We start from the raw sequence: 15,907 nt of genomic DNA, 5'->3' as shown, positions 1-15,907 counted from the left end.
GACTTATGCCACCTGGTGGATCCGTCAGGCGATCACTCGCTCGATCGCCGACCAGGCTCGCACCATTCGTATTCCGGTGCACATGATCGAGACGATCAACAAGCTCAACCGTATTTCCCGTCAGATGTTGCAGGAAATGGGTCGCGAACCGACCCCGGAAGAGCTGGGCGAACGCATGGAAATGCCTGAGGACAAAATCCGCAAGGTATTGAAGATCGCTAAAGAGCCGATCTCCATGGAAACCCCGATCGGTGATGACGAAGACTCCCATCTGGGCGACTTCATCGAAGACTCGACCATGCAGTCGCCAATCGATGTCGCCACCGTTGAGAGCCTTAAAGAAGCGACGCGCGACGTACTGGGCGGCCTCACGGCACGTGAAGCCAAAGTACTGCGCATGCGCTTCGGCATCGACATGAATACCGACCACACCCTTGAAGAGGTTGGTAAACAGTTCGACGTGACCCGTGAGCGGATCCGTCAAATCGAAGCCAAAGCGCTGCGTAAGCTGCGCCACCCGACGAGAAGCGAGCACCTGCGCTCCTTCCTCGACGAGTAACACCAAAACCCCCGGCCCTGCCGGGGGTTTTGTTTTATCGCCTCACACCTCCCCGCCCTGCGCTATAGCCCGTCTACACTCGATATATTCGAGCGTAAACGAGAAACGCATGCCTCCTCTGCCGGCCTTCCTGTTGCTGTCGTTTCTTGCCTGGACCACCACGGTCTCGGCCCTGACGCTCACAGATGAAGAAAAACAATGGCTTAACGACCATCCCGAGCTTCGCCTTGGTGTGGATGCCACATGGGCACCTTTTGAGTTCCGCGACCCGGAAGGCCTCTATACCGGGCTGGCGGGCGACTATGTCAATCTGATCAAAAAACAGCTGGGGGTAGACGTCAAACAGGTCGAGCCGGGCACGTGGACCAACCTGCTGGAGCAGGCCAAAACAAACCAGATTGATTGGCTACCCGGCATCATGTCTACGCCGGAACGTCTGAACAGCCTTGCGTTTACCCGCCCTTACCTCGATTTCCCGATTGTCATACTTGCCCACAGAGGCGGAGCCTCCCCACAAAACCTGAAAGACCTCTACGGCCTGAAAATTTCGGTCGTAAAAAACTATGCGCCCCACGAACTGCTTCAAACCTTGCACCCGGATCTCAACCTGGTTGCGCTACCCAATGTGAGTTCAGCACTTCAGGCGCTGGCTACCGGGCAAGTGGATGCGATGGTCGGCGACCTGGCCTCCAGCGTCTGGAGCATGCGTGAGCTCAAGCTGGACGGCCTTTATGTGAGCGGCGAGACACCCTATCGCTATCAACTGGCGATGGCCGTCCCCAAAGGCCAGGACATCCTGCTGCGCATCCTCGATAAAGTGCTGGCCGACATGAGCACCGCCGAAACCCAGGCCATTCAAGCGCGCTGGGTTGGCGACATAACAGACTACCGGGCGTTATGGCGCACCTTGCTACTGTATGTACTGCCCGCCCTTGTGTTGCTGGTGATCATCCTGGCCATCGTCATACTGATTAACCGCCGCCTCAGCTCTGAAATTTCCCGCCGAATATCACTCGAGCAAAAGCTGCGCAACAGCGAGCATCACTACAGAGGCTTGGTTGAAAGCCTGTCAGCCGTTGCGTGGGAAGCACGCCCCGAAGACGACACCTACACCTATGTCTCTCCTCAGGCCGAAGCGCTGCTGGGCTACCCCATCGCCGACTGGTTTAAACAGGGTTTCTGGAAGCGGATCGTGCACCCGGACGACCTCCCCATAACCAAAGCCTTCAGCACCAAGGAAACCTTCGCACGCCGCGATCACAGCGTGGACTACCGCGTGATCACTGCAGACGGCAGAACCCTATGGCTGCGCAATATTGTCAGCATTACCCACCACAATCAGCAGCCCGTGCTGCGCGGATTAATGATCAACATCAGTGAAACCAAAGAAACCGAAGAAGCGCTGCGCCTCTCCGAAGAGAAGTTCGCAAAAGCCTTTCATGCTTCACCCGACGGCCTCCTTCTCTCCCGACAAAGCGATGGTTTACTCATCGAAGTCAACGAAGGCTTCAGCCACATCAGCGGCTATGCCAGCACCCACTGCCTGTATCGTTCGACGCTGGACCTGCAACTCTGGATCGACCGGCAGCAACGCCTCGACATGTTGGAACTGCTGGACCGGAACGGCTTTGTCCGCGATTTCAAATGCAACATCCGGCACAAGGACGGGCGCGCGCTGCTGTGCGAAATTTCCAGCCGCCCGCTGATGATCGGTCACGAACGCTGCATGCTGACGATCGCCCGTGACATCACCGAGCGCCACCACCTGCAAGAGAAGCTCCTGCAAACGGCAACGGTTTTTGAGAGCACAGCCGAAGGCATCATGTTTACCGACCTTCAGCAAACCGTTACCGCTGTGAACCGGGCGTTTACCCAAATAACGGGGTACAACGAACACGATGTACTGGGCCAGACACCGCGCATTCTGGCTTCCGGCCAACACGACAGCGCCTTTTATGCTGCCATGTGGCATCAACTCGCACGCGAAGGCCACTGGCAGGGCGAGATCTCAAACAAGCGCAAGAACGGCGAGTTTTACCCCTGCTGGATGACCATCAGTGCCGTACGCAACAGCGAACACGTAACCACCCATTTTGTCGCGGTGTTCGCGGACATCTCCAGCCTTAAACACGCGCAGGAACGCCTCGACCATCAGGCCCACCACGACCCCCTGACCGGTCTTCCCAATCGGCTGTTTTTCGAGAACCGGCTGCATAAAGTGCTCGATGACCCAAACCGCGAGGGAGAACATGGCGCGGTCCTGTTTCTGGACCTGGATCGCTTCAAGAACATCAATGACAGCCTTGGCCACCCTATTGGTGACCTGCTGCTCATCGGTATCGCGGCGCGCCTGAAGAAACAGCTGCGCGACATCGACACCGTCGCTCGCCTGGGCGGCGATGAGTTCATTATCCTGCTGCCTGGGCTCAAAAAACTGCAGGATGCGGAACTGATTGCCGACAAACTGCTGGCCTGTTTCAGCGCCCCTTTTACCGCGGGCGAGCATGAACTGTTTATCAGTGCCAGCATCGGCACCAGTGTTTACCCGGAAGACGGTACCGACGTGGCCACCTTGATCAAAAATGCCGATGCCGCCATGTACCGCTCCAAACTCAAAGGTCGAAATCGCGTAGAGCGTTACACCCACGACCTGACAGCCCAAGCCAGCGCCCGCGTGGTGCTCGAGCAAGAGCTACGCCGTGCCCTGGAGCGCGGGCAACTGTCGCTGTTTTACCAGCCAAAAATCAGCCTCAATGGCCTGACCTTGATAGGTGCGGAAGCCTTGATTCGCTGGAACCACCCCACACTCGGGCAGATCCCGCCCGACCGGTTCATTGTTCTGGCTGAAGAAAACGGCATGATCATACAAATCGGTGACTGGGTACTGGAGCGTGCCTGCCAACAACTGCACGAGTGGAACAAAACCTACGCGCCCTTCGGCGTGCTCTCCATCAACCTGGCCGGCGCTCAACTGCACCAACCCAAACTACTGGAGCGCATCCACCAACTGCTCCAACACCACACACTCAAGCCTGGCTGCGTACAGCTAGAAATCACCGAAAACTTCATCATGAGCCAGACCGAAGAAGCGCTGAAAGTCCTGCACCAGCTCAAACTCTTGGGCGTACAACTGGCCATCGATGACTTTGGCACCGGCTACTCCTCCCTGAGCTACCTCAAGCGCCTGCCACTGGACACCTTAAAGATCGACCAATCCTTCATCCGCGGCCTGCCCCACGACGCGCACGATGCCGCAATCGTACGCGCCATCATTGCACTGGGTCGCAGCATGCAACTCACCGTCATTGCTGAAGGCGTCGAAACCCAGGCCCAACAAGACTTCCTGGCTGAAGAAGGCTGCGCACAGATCCAGGGCTACATCATCAGCGTGCCATTATCGGCTGAAGAGTTCGCCTCAACCTTTCTTCGCACGGCTATTTAAGACTTTACGGATAGCACTCCACGCCAACCATCGTTATAATCCGCGACCTACTGAGGGCCTATAGCTCAGTTGGTTAGAGCAGGGGACTCATAATCCCTTGGTCGTAGGTTCGAGTCCTACTGGGCCCACCATACTCAAAGCCGCGCACTGCGCGGCTTTTGTGTTTCTGGCATGGGGGTTTGAAGCGTTTTTTCCATCCAGAGACGCAAGTACCCGCCAGCGCGGGCTTTTTCACGGCCTAACACATGCCTCCCCGTCCACATCGCTGGGCACTGAACCACTTGAAGCCCCCCGCCAGAGAACGTCGTTAACCTGCTCGCTATCAACGATAGCCAAGACTTTGAAACAGTCATCCGGGCCTTGCGGACTGCGGGTATGTGGGATATCGACAAATACCCTCCTTCCAGTTCCTGGTTGACGCCGCGCCAGTGGATGCAATATCCCCAGCGTCTCAATCGCAGCGCTGGCCAAGGCCTGCGGATACCTGGGCTGCCAATACTTGATTGGCAAACAAGGCCGAATCACAGACCACTATGGGCCTGCCTCGGACTGGATGCGGACAACCTTGAACAGGCTTTTGGCACCGAAAATGCCGTTGTTGCGCAAGTGGCGGAGTGGATTGGGCGGGGGGTTGATTAAGGGCAATCAGACGAACGTATATCAAAAAGCTACACGCATGTAGACATCAGCTACACAGGCGCCGTACGATTTACATCGGGGCCCATTCAAACGCCTCGAATCTCAAACGAATATCTCAATTAAGCAATAGTCCAAAACCACTTAAAAGGAGTTGACCCATGAAAAACACATATACGCTCGAAGAGCTGACCCCATAAGGAAGCCGAAATTTGGAATAACCAACCAACCCATAGGTGGGAAAGAATCATGACTGTAAGTATTGAAAGTGTTGAAAGACCTAAACCCGTTGCAATCAACATGAGAGCGGACGAAAGAAAACGAAACCTGATCGATCTGGCAGCGGCCATGTCCGGTCGCGATCGAACCAGCTTTATTCTGGAAGCTGCTTGTCAAAAGGCAGAAGAGGTCATTCTGGATAAACGTTTGTTCCTTCTCGACGACGTTGCATTTGATGCATTTGAACAGGCGATGGAGGCCAATCCGATACGAGGTAACAAGTGCCTACAACAACTTCTAGAAAGACCCAAACGGTGGAGCTGAGGGCTCCAGAAAGGCTGAACGACGAGCACATACTGGATCAATTTGATTCTGGTGAACCCTCGATCAACGATTATCTGCACAGGCAGGCGCGTAAGGCTCAAACGGCCAAGCAAGCCGTTGTTTACGTTGTATGCCGTAAGGACACACCAATCGTCATGGGTTACTACACCCTGTCGAGTGGTTCCATCGCACGCGAGAACGTCGTTCCGAAAAGCCATCAACGTAACTCGCCACATGTGCATCCAGTGACACTGTTGGGGCGAATGGGCATCACCCAACTTGCTCAAGGTCAAGGTTTTGCCATCGACCTGCTGCAAGATGCCGTAGAACGTGCCATTAGCGCTTCCAACACCATTGGGTCCAGCGCAATCATTGTTCACCCGCTGAATGAACGCTTGTCGAGTTTCTATACTAAATACGCAGGATTTTTACCGTGCCCGGGACTTTCGCCCATTACGCTAATGCTGCCGCTTCGTTAGCCGCTGACGATGTAACACCCGACCCGTTATAGCTCTTGCGATAGCGGGTTATTTCTACGCTCATCCACAACATTTTTTATACCTTTTACCCGTGCCGCAAGGGCATAAATCGTTTCAGCCAACGCCTTAAGCGCCACTTCCTCGTTTAAATCGACTGACTAAAAATGCACCCAGTAAATATTTCTTTTACTAGAAGTTTTAGTACAACTCCTACCTCAGCTTAATATCCGAAAAACATTCATAGTAAACAGTTAAAAATACTCACTTAATAATACAGCGCCACTCATCCCTCTCCACTTCCCTATAAGACCCAGCACAAACTTACTAGTAACTTCCCATCGTGAACTATTAATCGCCCTGAAGCCAGACTGTGCGTTTTTTAGGATGTGTTTATCACACAGAAATTTATCACTTATTAGACTATTTACTCTTGGTTCCATTGAAGACATCACGCCCTTAGGGCTCACCAACAGATGATGGCAACTTAGCATGATCGTGCCAATACCCTGCAATCAGACCAAGCGACAAATAAAAAAAGGCAGCGCACAAGCCTCTGAATAAAATGCACTTTCCCCTCCCGCCGACGGGCTTCGGGTGATTGTCTTGTGCAACAACGAGGTGAGTGAAACCTATCGGCCAAGCCTGCAGCTCTGCAGAGCTATGGTGTGAACCGCAATTTTCACATCAAGAAAGGAGCAGACTCAAAGCCGCGCACTGCGCGGCTTTTGTGTTTCTGCCATTGGGTCTTGAAGCGTTTTTCATCCAGAGACGCCAAAGCACGGATGGCGCAGGGCATTCAGGTTTATCTCCTCGCCTCTACGTTCAGGGCTGGGGGGCTATCGTCAGTGTCGCGTATTCGGCTCGTTCAATCGCTGAGCGGGCGGGGCGGTACGCCGTCGTAGCTCCAGATGAACTGACGCGGAATCGGCCCTTTGTTGCGACCACCCTGCTGGGTCTGTTCCCAGGCGTGAGCCAGAATGCCCACCGATCGCGACAGGCAGAATAATCCACGGGCCAAGGGGGCAGCGAACCCCAGTTCGGCATAGATCACTGCCGTTGCACCATCGATATTCATGGGGATGCGACGCCCTTTGCGCGCCATCAGTCGCTCTTCAACACTGCGCGCAATCAGCGCAAAACGCCCACACACCACTCCCGCCTCGGCCGCTTTGTCCACGGCACGTAGCAGCGGCGCGGAACGCGGGTCCACGGGGTGGAAGCGATGGCCGAAGCCTGGAATAAATTTGCCGTTGGTTTCGATAAAGGCATCCAACGCCTGGTCGGTGGCGTCGGCCAAGGACGCACCCGCCGTCAAGCGTGTGTCGATGTCTTGGTAGATACCGACGGCCTGCTCGCCTGCCCCGCCATGAACATCGCCCAGCACGTTCAAGGCTGACGCCATGGCACTGTTGAGGCCTACGCCGCAGGTGGTGGCCATGCGTGCAATGGCAATGCTGGGGGCTTGGGGGCCGTGATCGACGCCCGCCATCAGCGCGGTCTCCAGCAAACGGGCCTGCGCCGGGCTGGGCAGGTCGCCACGCAGCATCAACCAAATCATCTGGGTGAAGCTGACTTGACCGATCAAGTCTTCGACGGCGTAGCCTCGGTAGCGGATCTCGCCAGGCTGCATCTGGATGATGGACGTCGTCCACCAGTCTTCGCTCATCTGACGGCCGTCCAGGGTCGGGTTCATAGTGCATTCTCCTTGCGCAGGGTCACAATCTGCTCGGGGCTGTAACCCAGTTCACCGAGAATGCTGTCGGTGTGTTCGCCCAACATCGGCGGCGGGGTCGCCACACTCGGCGCTTGATGGTCGATTTTGATGCCGGTGCGCAGCAGTTTCAGGGGCCGGCCTACACCCGGCACCTGGTCAAAATGAGCCACCATGCCACGATCCCGGATCTGCGGATGGTCCAGTGCCTGCGGCACTTTATAGACCGGGCCGGAAGGGACGCCCGCCTTCACCAGCAGCGCCCACCACTCGTCTGCCGAGCGCGTCAGCAGCGCGCCTTCCAATTGCTCCGTCAACTCGGCACGGTGCTGCAAACGGGCCTGACGTTTGGAGAAACGCGGGTCGCTGATCAAGTCTTCGCGGCCAATGACCTGGCACACCGCCTCGAACTGCTCCTGTTTGTTGGCCGCAATATTTAATGGCCCGCTGGCCGTGCGAAATGTCCCTGAAGGGCTCGCGGTCACGTTGCTGTTGCCCATGGGTTGCGGCACGTGCCCGGCCACCAGATAGTTGGACACCGCCCACCCCATGGTGGCCAGTGACGCTTCAAGCATCGAGATGTCAATGAAGCAACCTTCGCTGCGCTGGTGATCGGCCAGCACGCTGGTAATCGCGAACGCGGCCGTAATGCCGCCGACTGTGTCGGAAATAGGATAGCCGACCCGATACGGCGCGTTTTCCGGCGCACCGGTAATGCTCATCACCCCGGACATGCCTTGGATGATCTGGTCGTATGCCGGCAAGTCATGAAGCGGGCCGTCCTGACCAAAGCCGGAAATGGCGCAATAAATGAGCCGGGGATTCACGCCCTTGAGGGTCTCGTAGCCCAGCCCCAGGCGCTTCATGACACCCGGGCGAAAATTTTCCACCAGCACATCGGCGCTGCTCACCAGTTTGAGAAACGCTTCACGGGCCGCCGTGTTTTTCAGGTTCAGGGTCATGGACCGTTTACCGGGGTTCTGGGCCAGGAATGAGACACCCATCAGCTTCTGGTTGAGGTCTGCATCGGCACCCAACTGCCGCGCCAGGTCACCGCTACCGGGCACTTCGACTTTGATGACATCGGCACCCATATGGGCCAGTTGGTGACAGCAAAACGGGCCGGCCAAGACGTTGGTCAGGTCCAGCACACGGATGCCTTTCAGCGGAACGAGCATGACGGGCATTCTCCTAAGGGATTGAATTATTATTCTGCTAGATAGAACATCCTTCTATTATATAGAATATGTTCTCGCTTTCAATCCATCTGTGCGATCCGCTCAGGTAGCTGGGTTAGAATGCTCAGCCTCACCCACAAGGAACGTCTCATGACCAAGAACCGCGTCGAAGCCGTGGATCGCGCCCTGTCCATCGTCGGTGCCTTCGCCAGCGGCCCCGGTCGCTTGAGCCTGCGGGATCTGGCGGAAAAAACCGGCATGTACAAAAGCACCATCCTGCGTTTGTGCGGCTCGCTGGAGCACTTCGGCTATCTGGTGCGGGACGAACATGGCGTGTTTCGCCTGGGGCCCACCATTGGCCAGCTCGGCTCGCTGTATCGTCGGGAACTGGGCGACCTGCTCCGCCCTTCGCTGCAGCAACTGGCTGAAGACCTTAACGAAACCGCTTCTTTCTATGTGCGCGAAGGCGAGGTTCGGGTTTGCCTGTTCCGGCAGAACTCCACTCAGGAAATTCGTCATCACCTGGAAGAGGGCGTACGCCTGCCCTTGCAGCACGGTGCCGCAGGCAAAGTGTTATTGGCGTTCTGCGGGGAAGAAGGCGAACTCTTCGACAGCATTCGCGAGCGCGGCTACCACACCTCTCTGGGCGAAAGAGCGCCCGATGTGGCAGCGGTGGCCGTGCCCCTCAGCCTGCCCAATGGCGTGTTGCGTGGCGCGTTGTCAGTGTCCGGGCTCAAAAGCCGCTTTACCGAGGCGTTTCAAGCCCGTGCGGTGGAGCGGCTGAAACGTGAAGCGGCGCGCCTTGCGGTCTTGATCGACAGCCATTGAACCGTCTGTGGCGCGAAACAGGTACGCGCCCGCGACATCTTCACACCGGGCAGCCCTTGCTGCGCAGCAATGCATTGAAGCGCTCGAGGTCAGGGTTGCCCGCCTGATTGGCTTCGCGGATGCGAGCTTCCTTTTTGGCATGGGCCTGCACCCGTGGCAGCAGAGACGCCAGTTGCGCAGCCGGGATCGCCACCACACCGTCCGCATCGCCCAGAATCAAATCGCCCGGTGACACACTGAGCCCGGCACACGCCACCGGTACATTGACCTCACCCGGGCCGTCCTTGCTCGGGCCACGGTGCACATGGCCCAAGGCATAAACCGGCATCTCTCCCTCGGCCCATTCGGCCACATCGCGCAAGGCACCATTCACGACAAACCCGCCCAAGCGCTTGGTCAGCGCCGTGGTACGCATCAGGCCGCCAATAACGGCCTGGGTCAGGTCGCCAGCGCCATCAATGACAATGACATCCCCAGGTTCGGCCAGCAGCATCGCCTGGTGGATCATCAGGTTATCGCCCGGGCGGATTCTGACCGTGATGGCCGGGCCGCACAGGCCCAAGGTCAAGGAGCCGTGGTACGCCTTCAGCCCCAGGCCGCCAACATGGCGCCCCATGCAATCGCTGGCATGGGCCACCGGAACCTGGCGAAAGGCTTCGACCCATGCCGCGTCGGGCATCGCCGGGCGCGGGTTGACCGTAAAACCAAAAGGCCACGGCGGATTGTTTTGACTCATGGAACAGGACTCCTTGTGAGGTTCAATAATGAGCGGCCTCAAACGCCGTCATCGCGCAGGCGGCACCGCTGCCAGAAGCGAAACACACGCTCGGCCAAAAACAACACCAACACAAAACGCAGCACCTGAATCGCCGTGACCAACGCCACGGACAGGTTCAGGGCTTCAGCGGTAAGGCTCAGTTCGCTGATACCGCCCGGCATCATGCCCAGCATGACCGCCGGCACGGGCAGGCCACCCAGCACCGCCAGCCCCCAGGCCATGGCGCTGGTGCCCAGTACCATCAGCGCCGTAAAAGCCACTACCCGTATCAGGAAGGCCGGTGCCGAACGGAAAAACGGTCGATCAAAATGGCAGCCCAACGAACAGCCCATCAACCATTGCCCCGCTTCGCCCAGGCCTGGCGGCAGCCCAACCTGCCTATCCAGTGCAACCGCAAACGTTGCGCAGACAAACAAGGGCCCCAGCATCCACGGGTTGGGTTGCTGCAGACGCTGCCAACCCAGCGCCACCAACGCCCCCAGCGGCAACAGCAAAGCCAGCCAAACCCACTCCACCGGCAGGCCTGCTGGCTGGCCTGGTGCATCGATGCCCAAGGTGAAAATCGCTGGAATGGTCAGCACCAGCAAGACCATGCGCAGGCTTTGCGCAGCCGCCACTCGGTCAAGCCGCCCGGCACGGTGGCGCGAAGCGAGGTTGATCATTTCGCTGGCACCGCCAGGCATGCTGGAAAAGAAAGCCGTGACCGGGTCGTCGCCACCACGGCGAAAAATCACGACGCCAATGATCGACATGAACAAAGTGCCCAGGGCGCAGACCAGGATGATCAATGCGTGTTCGCTGACCTGGCCCACCACTTCACGGGTGAAGTGCAGGCCAATGGCAGAGGAAATGATCCACTGCCCGCAACGCCGGCCATTGGGGATGTCCTCAATGCGCCAACCACTGCAGCGCACCAGAATGACCGCCAACATCGCGCCCACCAACCACGGCAGCGGCCACCCCACCAGGCTCGCCAGCCAGCCGCCCGACAAGCCGACTAAGGGGGTGGCCAACCCGCGTGGCAGGCGCATGGGGTTAAGCCGCTGCTGCGCCAGCCGCAGCGCGACGACGACGCAGGGCGCGCCAGATCGGGAAAAGGATCATCCCGGCGATCAGCGTCCACACCACCCAGGTGATCGGGCTGGAGAACAGAATGCTCATGCTACCGTCCGAGATCGACAACGCCCGGCGCAGGTTCTGCTCCATCAACCCGCCCAGGATGAAGCCCAGCAAGATGGCGGACAGCGGGAAATCCATCTTGCGCAAGATGTAACCGGCCACTCCGATACCAATCATCAGGTAAAGGTCAAACGTGGTGGCATGCACGGCATAAACGCCGATAGACGTAATGATCGCAATCACCGGCACCAGCGCCCAATAAGGCACGGCCAACACTTTGGTGAACAGTTTGATCATCGGCACGTTGATCACAATCAACATCAAGTTGGCAATGAACAGGGAAGCGATAAGGCCCCACACAATGTCCGGCTGGTTCTGGAACAACAACGGGCCGGGCGTGATGTTGTAAAGCGTCAGCGCACCGAGCATCACCGCCGTGGTACCCGACCCTGGCACGCCCAGCGTCAGCATGGGCACCAATGAACCGCAGGCCGAAGCACTGTTGGCCGTTTCAGGGGCCGCCAGACCGCGAAGGTCACCGTTGCCGAACTGGTTGTCTTTGACCGCCAGACGTTTTTCCGACATGTACGCCACAGCGCTCGCCAGGGTTGCACCGGCTCCTGGCAGGATGCCCAGGAAAAAGCCCAGCGCGCCGCTGCGCGCGTTAGTGGCCAATACCGATCGGCCTTCCTTGAGGTTAAACAGCATCCGGCCGCTGGCCTGGATGGCTTTCTGACCGTGACGGGTACGCTCGAGCAAAACCAGCAGCTCACTGATCGAGAACAGGCCCAGTACCAGCACCACGAACTGAATGCCATCCGCCAGGCCGATGCTGCCGAACGTGAACCGGTAAACGCCGCTGTTGGAATCAATGCCAATACACGACAGCAGCAGGCCGATCAACGCCGCGATGGCGGTTTTCATCGGCTTGTTGCCTGCCATGCCGGCCAAACAGGTGATGGCAAACACCATCAGCACAAAATACTCGGCGGGCCCGAACGCCACCGCCCATTTGGCCAGCAACGGCGCGAACAACACCACACCGCAGGTCGCCATCAGGCCACCCACGAAAGAGCTCCAGGCAGAGATGGACAACGCAATGCCAGCCTTGCCCTGACGGGCCAGCGGGTAACCGTCGAGTGTGGTCATCACGGCCGACGCTTCACCCGGAATGTTCAGCAGGATCGACGAAATACGCCCGCCGTACTCACATCCCAGGTAGACCGCCGCCAGCAGGATCAAGGCGCTTTCCGGGGGCAGGCCAAGGGCAAACGCAATGGGGATCAGCAGCGCCACGCCGTTGATAGGCCCCAACCCCGGCAACAGGCCAACGACCGTACCGATAAGGGTGCCGCACAAGGCAGTGAACAAGTTATAGGGTGTCAGCGCGACGCCGAACCCTTGGCCAAGATAGCTTAGCGTTTCCATGCATCAGTTCTCCAGAAGTTGCAGTACACCCAACGGCAAGGGTACGTCGAGCGCGTAATCGAAGAGCAAGTAGAGGCTTATCGAGGCCAGAATTCCGGTGATTGCGCCCTGCCACCAGCGGGCACCGTACAAACAGGCGATGAAAAAACCGAAGGGCAAGGTGCTGAGAACAAAGCCGAGCGTCTCAAACATCGCGGCGTAAGCCACCAGCAAAAAGACGCAGATCGTCACTTTGGTCAGCATCTGCCGGTCCATCGGCACGTCTTCGTCATGCCCGATTTTCTCCTCGGTCACCGTGCTCACCGGCTTGAACAACAGGTACAACGTGCCGCAAATAAGCAACCCCAGTAACAGCAGCGGATAGGCCCGCGGCCCTACCGGCTCGTAAGAAAACGGTGCCCGATAACCCCAGGCAACAAAGGTCAGAGCGATGCAGATTGCCAGCAGAACCGCACCGAGAATGCGTTGAGACATAAGGAAACCTCTAGGTGTTCGGCCCGGTCGCCGCCGCTCATTCAGCCAGCGGCGACACAGACAAGACACAGCCAGTAGCCAGGATTTAAGTGAATAAGGTGCTTACCAGATAGGGACGCTGTAGCTGACGATCACACGGTGCTCATCCATGCCACGGGCGAAGGTCGAGCGGTAGCTGGCATGCCGCCAGCGCAGGCCGACGTTCTTCAACGGCCCGCTCTGTACTTGGTATTGCACATCGATGTTGCGCTCCCATTCGCGTCCATCCTTGCCAGCGGTGGCGTACTCAGCATGAGAACCGTTGACGTAACGGGTCATGAAGGTCAGGCCCGGTACGCCCAGAGTGGCGAAATTAAAGTCATAGCGCGCTTGCCAGGAACGCTCTTTAGCCTGGGCGAAATCATTGAGCTGAAGGAAGTTGACCAGGTAAGGATTGGTGCCATTGATATAGGCAAAGCCGGTGTCGCCAAACATGCGCTGGTACCCGCCGCCAAGGCTGTGGCCATTCTGGCTGTAAGTGAACATGCCATTGAGCGCACGGTTATCCACGTCCCCCCCGAGCGAGCGCCCCTGATCATCGCTGACCGACAGGCGCACATCGCTTTTGAAGGTGCCCTCGCCTACTTTGATCGCGTGCTGCAGGCCGAAGAACTGTTGCCGGTACACGTCGTCCAGCCGTGCCAGTTGGTAGCTCCCGGTCAGGCCTGGCGTGAACGCGTAATCAACGCCAGCGAAGTCGAAGTAATCGGATTCAACAGCACCGCTAAAACGACGGTTCTTGTTGTTGAGCGCCAACTTTTGCGTGTGAGTCTCTTCACGAGCCGTCACCCGGTTCAGGCGACCGGCATTGACCGTCAGGCCGTCCCACTCTTTGGACGTCAACTGCCCACCCCGGAAAACCTGAGGCAAAATCCGCCCATCGTTGGGTTGTACGGTTGGCAACTTGGGGATCAACGTGCCGACCTTCAGCTCGCTGTTGGAAACCCTGGCCTTGGCGGTCAGGCCCAGTTTGGAGTACTCGCCCGCCGCACGACCGCTGTCCTTGTGCGTTGGCAACAAGCCGGTGCCGGTACGGTCCGGGCTGGAATCAAGCCTTACCCCGAGCATCGCCAAAGCGTCCACCCCAAACCCCACCGTGCCGGCTGTGTAACCGGAGCGCAGGTTGAGAATGAACCCTTGAGCCCACTCTTCACGCTTGTTTTGCCCACTGCCATCACGGAAATCGCGGTTCAGGTAGAAATTGCGCATATCAAGCTTGGCCGAACTGTCTTCGAAGAAGCCTTCGGCGCTCACTGAACTGGCAGTAAACGCCACCAGCGGCAGCGTCGAACAAGCCGCAACACGCAGCGACAGGCATTTAAGGATGGGCATAACCCGCCTCCATTATTTTTATAAGTGGCGCAACCTGGCCGCCATGACCTTTTCAGGTAGCGGCAAGCACTGTGGACAAGAGGGGAGCGTGCGCCCCGCGCCAGGGGCAGCCGGCTCCATCGGCGCACGCCATCTGTCAACTCACTGGATAAGGCCGAACTCATCCGCCAGTTGCTTGTATTCCTTGACCTGGTTGTTGACGTACTGGGTCAGCTCATCACCCGTCATGGAAAAGGCGTACATTTCCCGCTGATCGCGCAGCTTCACAAATTCGTCCGTGTTCATCAGTGTTTCAAACGAATTGCGCCACCACTCAAAGTCCGCCTCCTTGACCTTCGGCCCCATAAAGAAGCCACGGATGACGGGCCAGGAAACGTTGTAGCCCTGTTCTTTGGCCGTTGGAAATGACGACAGCTTGCCTTCCAGGCGCTCGTCCGCCAGCAGCGCCAGAACCCGCACATCACCGGCTTCGACATACGGCGCGGCAACCGCGATATCACCGCTGATCACGCCCACGTGGCCACCGAGCAACGCGGTGAACACATCACCGTTGGTGTCAAAACCCACATAGCGCAACTTGCGCGGGTCGACGCCACCTTCGCGGCTCAGCAGCGCCGCCTGCATCCAGTGCTGGCTGCCCACCGTGCCCGCCGCGCCGAGCGGCGTAACCGCAGGGTTTTCGCGCAGTGCCCCAATCAGGTCATCAAGGTTCTGATAGGGAGAATCCTTACGCACTGCAATCACGCCATAGCTCGCGCCCACAGCCGCCAGCCAGCGCACGTCGGTTTCGTTGTAACGGCCGAACTTGCCTTGCGCCAGGTTCAGCAGCGAGCCGCTGGAGAACGCAACAATCGCACCGGGGTCAGTAGGCCGTTGGGCAACGAGGGTGTTGTAAGCAACGGCACCAATACCGCCCGGCATGTACGTCACACGCATGGGGGCCTTGAGCAGTTCAATGTCCTTCAAACCGCTTTGCGCCAGCTTGCAGGTCAAATCGAACGCACCGCCCGGGCTGGACGGCGCAATGCATTCCGGACGACGTGGCTCAGCGTGCAGGCTGCCGGCAACCAGCAGGGCGACGAGGCCAAGCGCACAGCGCTTAGTCACACACAACATGGGGGGGTCCTCTTTTGTTTTTATAGGAAAAGGGCAGTTACGATCAATCCCGGAACGTTCTACCTGATAGAACTACGTTCTGAATTGCTGCTAGAGTAAAAAAGTTTTACCCCCCTGTCCACTCTATTTATGCCGACAGTCCTGCCGCGAATGCGCGGGTAGCGTTAGCGTCGACTGAGGCGGGTTGCATCGAAAGGCTCTGATCAGCGGCCAAGCGGTTACCGCACAGCGTCTGTGTGTGCGAC

At 58.0% G+C, this 15,907-nt stretch carries 13 protein-coding genes, 1 tRNA gene and 1 pseudogene; 6 read left to right on the top strand and 9 right to left on the bottom strand.

The genetic code is table 11. The features are described from left to right. The 5 genes from Q1W15_RS05925 to Q1W15_RS05905 form a co-directional block, all read left to right on the top strand. The coding region (locus tag Q1W15_RS05925) for a sigma-70 family RNA polymerase sigma factor (RefSeq protein ID WP_300725002.1) at positions 1 to 559 on the top strand (559 nt) is incomplete at its 5' end. A gap of 109 nt (positions 560 to 668) precedes the next feature. After that, positions 669 to 4,001: an EAL domain-containing protein gene (locus tag Q1W15_RS05920; protein WP_300725000.1), complete on the top strand. Its 3,333-nt coding sequence runs from the start codon at positions 669 to 671 to the stop codon at positions 3,999 to 4,001. 54 nt (positions 4,002 to 4,055) lie between these two features. Then, positions 4,056 to 4,132, top strand: a tRNA-Ile gene (locus tag Q1W15_RS05915). Positions 4,133 to 4,886: 754 nt separating this feature from the next. Next, entirely contained in the window at positions 4,887 to 5,180 is a 294-nt protein-coding gene (locus Q1W15_RS05910) for a DUF1778 domain-containing protein (protein ID WP_300724998.1), read from the top strand. Continuing rightward, positions 5,171 to 5,659: a hypothetical protein gene (locus Q1W15_RS05905; RefSeq protein ID WP_300724996.1), complete on the top strand. Its 489-nt coding sequence runs from the start codon at positions 5,171 to 5,173 to the stop codon at positions 5,657 to 5,659. Before Q1W15_RS05910 ends, Q1W15_RS05905 begins: the two co-directional genes overlap by 10 nt. Before the next feature lie 60 nt (positions 5,660 to 5,719). Here the strand turns inward: Q1W15_RS05905 and Q1W15_RS24525 are convergent. From Q1W15_RS24525 to Q1W15_RS05895, 3 genes and pseudogenes are all read right to left on the bottom strand, one after another. Continuing rightward, a pseudogene (locus Q1W15_RS24525) lies at positions 5,720 to 5,773 on the bottom strand (SEC-C metal-binding domain-containing protein); the annotation flags it as partial. Between the two features lie 751 nt (positions 5,774 to 6,524). Then, the gene (locus Q1W15_RS05900; protein WP_300724994.1) at positions 6,525 to 7,352 is read right to left on the bottom strand and encodes a citryl-CoA lyase; all 828 of its coding nucleotides are present in this window, start codon (positions 7,350 to 7,352) and stop codon (positions 6,525 to 6,527) included. After that, entirely contained in the window at positions 7,349 to 8,548 is a 1,200-nt protein-coding gene (locus tag Q1W15_RS05895; RefSeq protein WP_300724992.1) for a CaiB/BaiF CoA-transferase family protein, read from the bottom strand. The genes Q1W15_RS05900 and Q1W15_RS05895 overlap by 4 nt, the downstream gene beginning before the upstream one ends. 150 nt (positions 8,549 to 8,698) lie before the next feature. Between Q1W15_RS05895 and Q1W15_RS05890 the strand changes: the two genes are divergently transcribed. Continuing rightward, on the top strand, positions 8,699 to 9,376 hold the full coding sequence (locus Q1W15_RS05890; protein ID WP_300724990.1) for an IclR family transcriptional regulator: 678 nt from the start codon (positions 8,699 to 8,701) through the stop codon (positions 9,374 to 9,376). A gap of 40 nt (positions 9,377 to 9,416) precedes the next feature. Here the strand turns inward: Q1W15_RS05890 and Q1W15_RS05885 are convergent, their stop codons facing one another. The 6 genes from Q1W15_RS05885 to Q1W15_RS05860 all read right to left on the bottom strand — a co-directional run bounded on the left by Q1W15_RS05885 (position 9,417) and on the right by Q1W15_RS05860 (position 15,662). Then, positions 9,417 to 10,112 carry an RraA family protein gene (locus tag Q1W15_RS05885; RefSeq protein WP_300724988.1) on the bottom strand — a complete coding sequence of 232 codons (696 nt, stop codon included), beginning with the start codon at positions 10,110 to 10,112 and terminating at the stop codon, positions 9,417 to 9,419. A 38-nt stretch (positions 10,113 to 10,150) separates the two neighbouring features. After that, positions 10,151 to 11,185 (bottom strand): AbrB family transcriptional regulator, encoded by a 1,035-nt coding sequence (locus Q1W15_RS05880; RefSeq protein ID WP_300724986.1) that lies wholly within the window; start codon positions 11,183 to 11,185, stop codon positions 10,151 to 10,153. Between the two features lie 4 nt (positions 11,186 to 11,189). Further along, positions 11,190 to 12,701 carry a tripartite tricarboxylate transporter permease gene (locus tag Q1W15_RS05875; RefSeq protein WP_300724984.1) on the bottom strand — a complete coding sequence of 504 codons (1,512 nt, stop codon included), beginning with the start codon at positions 12,699 to 12,701 and terminating at the stop codon, positions 11,190 to 11,192. 3 nt (positions 12,702 to 12,704) lie between these two features. Next, positions 12,705 to 13,175: a tripartite tricarboxylate transporter TctB family protein gene (locus tag Q1W15_RS05870; RefSeq protein ID WP_300724982.1), complete on the bottom strand. Its 471-nt coding sequence runs from the start codon at positions 13,173 to 13,175 to the stop codon at positions 12,705 to 12,707. A gap of 102 nt (positions 13,176 to 13,277) precedes the next feature. Beyond that, positions 13,278 to 14,546 carry an OprD family porin gene (locus Q1W15_RS05865; protein WP_300724980.1) on the bottom strand — a complete coding sequence of 423 codons (1,269 nt, stop codon included), beginning with the start codon at positions 14,544 to 14,546 and terminating at the stop codon, positions 13,278 to 13,280. Between the two features lie 141 nt (positions 14,547 to 14,687). Next, the gene (locus Q1W15_RS05860) at positions 14,688 to 15,662 is read right to left on the bottom strand and encodes a tripartite tricarboxylate transporter substrate binding protein (RefSeq protein ID WP_300724978.1); all 975 of its coding nucleotides are present in this window, start codon (positions 15,660 to 15,662) and stop codon (positions 14,688 to 14,690) included. Positions 15,663 to 15,907: the final 245 nt, after the last annotated feature.

The sequence above is a fragment of the Pseudomonas sp. genome (genome assembly GCF_030150285.1).
In the GTDB taxonomy this organism is placed as follows: Bacteria; Pseudomonadota; Gammaproteobacteria; order Pseudomonadales; family Pseudomonadaceae; genus Aquipseudomonas.
This window is presented reverse-complemented; position numbering and strand designations above follow the sequence as displayed.

Coding starts and splice junctions, on each gene's coding strand:
- Q1W15_RS05885 (WP_300724988.1), bottom strand. CDS start 10,112: ATGAGTCAAAACAATCCGCCGTGGCCTTTTGGTTTTACGGTCAACCCG.
- Q1W15_RS05870 (WP_300724982.1), bottom strand. CDS start 13,175: ATGTCTCAACGCATTCTCGGTGCGGTTCTGCTGGCAATCTGCATCGCT.
- Q1W15_RS05865 (WP_300724980.1), bottom strand. CDS start 14,546: ATGCCCATCCTTAAATGCCTGTCGCTGCGTGTTGCGGCTTGTTCGACG.
- Q1W15_RS05895 (WP_300724992.1), bottom strand. CDS start 8,548: ATGCTCGTTCCGCTGAAAGGCATCCGTGTGCTGGACCTGACCAACGTC.
- Q1W15_RS05900 (WP_300724994.1), bottom strand. CDS start 7,352: ATGAACCCGACCCTGGACGGCCGTCAGATGAGCGAAGACTGGTGGACG.
- Q1W15_RS05875 (WP_300724984.1), bottom strand. CDS start 12,701: ATGGAAACGCTAAGCTATCTTGGCCAAGGGTTCGGCGTCGCGCTGACA.
- Q1W15_RS05890 (WP_300724990.1), top strand. CDS start 8,699: ATGACCAAGAACCGCGTCGAAGCCGTGGATCGCGCCCTGTCCATCGTC.
- Q1W15_RS05920 (WP_300725000.1), top strand. CDS start 669: ATGCCTCCTCTGCCGGCCTTCCTGTTGCTGTCGTTTCTTGCCTGGACC.
- Q1W15_RS05880 (WP_300724986.1), bottom strand. CDS start 11,185: ATGCGCCTGCCACGCGGGTTGGCCACCCCCTTAGTCGGCTTGTCGGGC.
- Q1W15_RS05910 (WP_300724998.1), top strand. CDS start 4,887: ATGACTGTAAGTATTGAAAGTGTTGAAAGACCTAAACCCGTTGCAATC.
- Q1W15_RS05860 (WP_300724978.1), bottom strand. CDS start 15,662: ATGTTGTGTGTGACTAAGCGCTGTGCGCTTGGCCTCGTCGCCCTGCTG.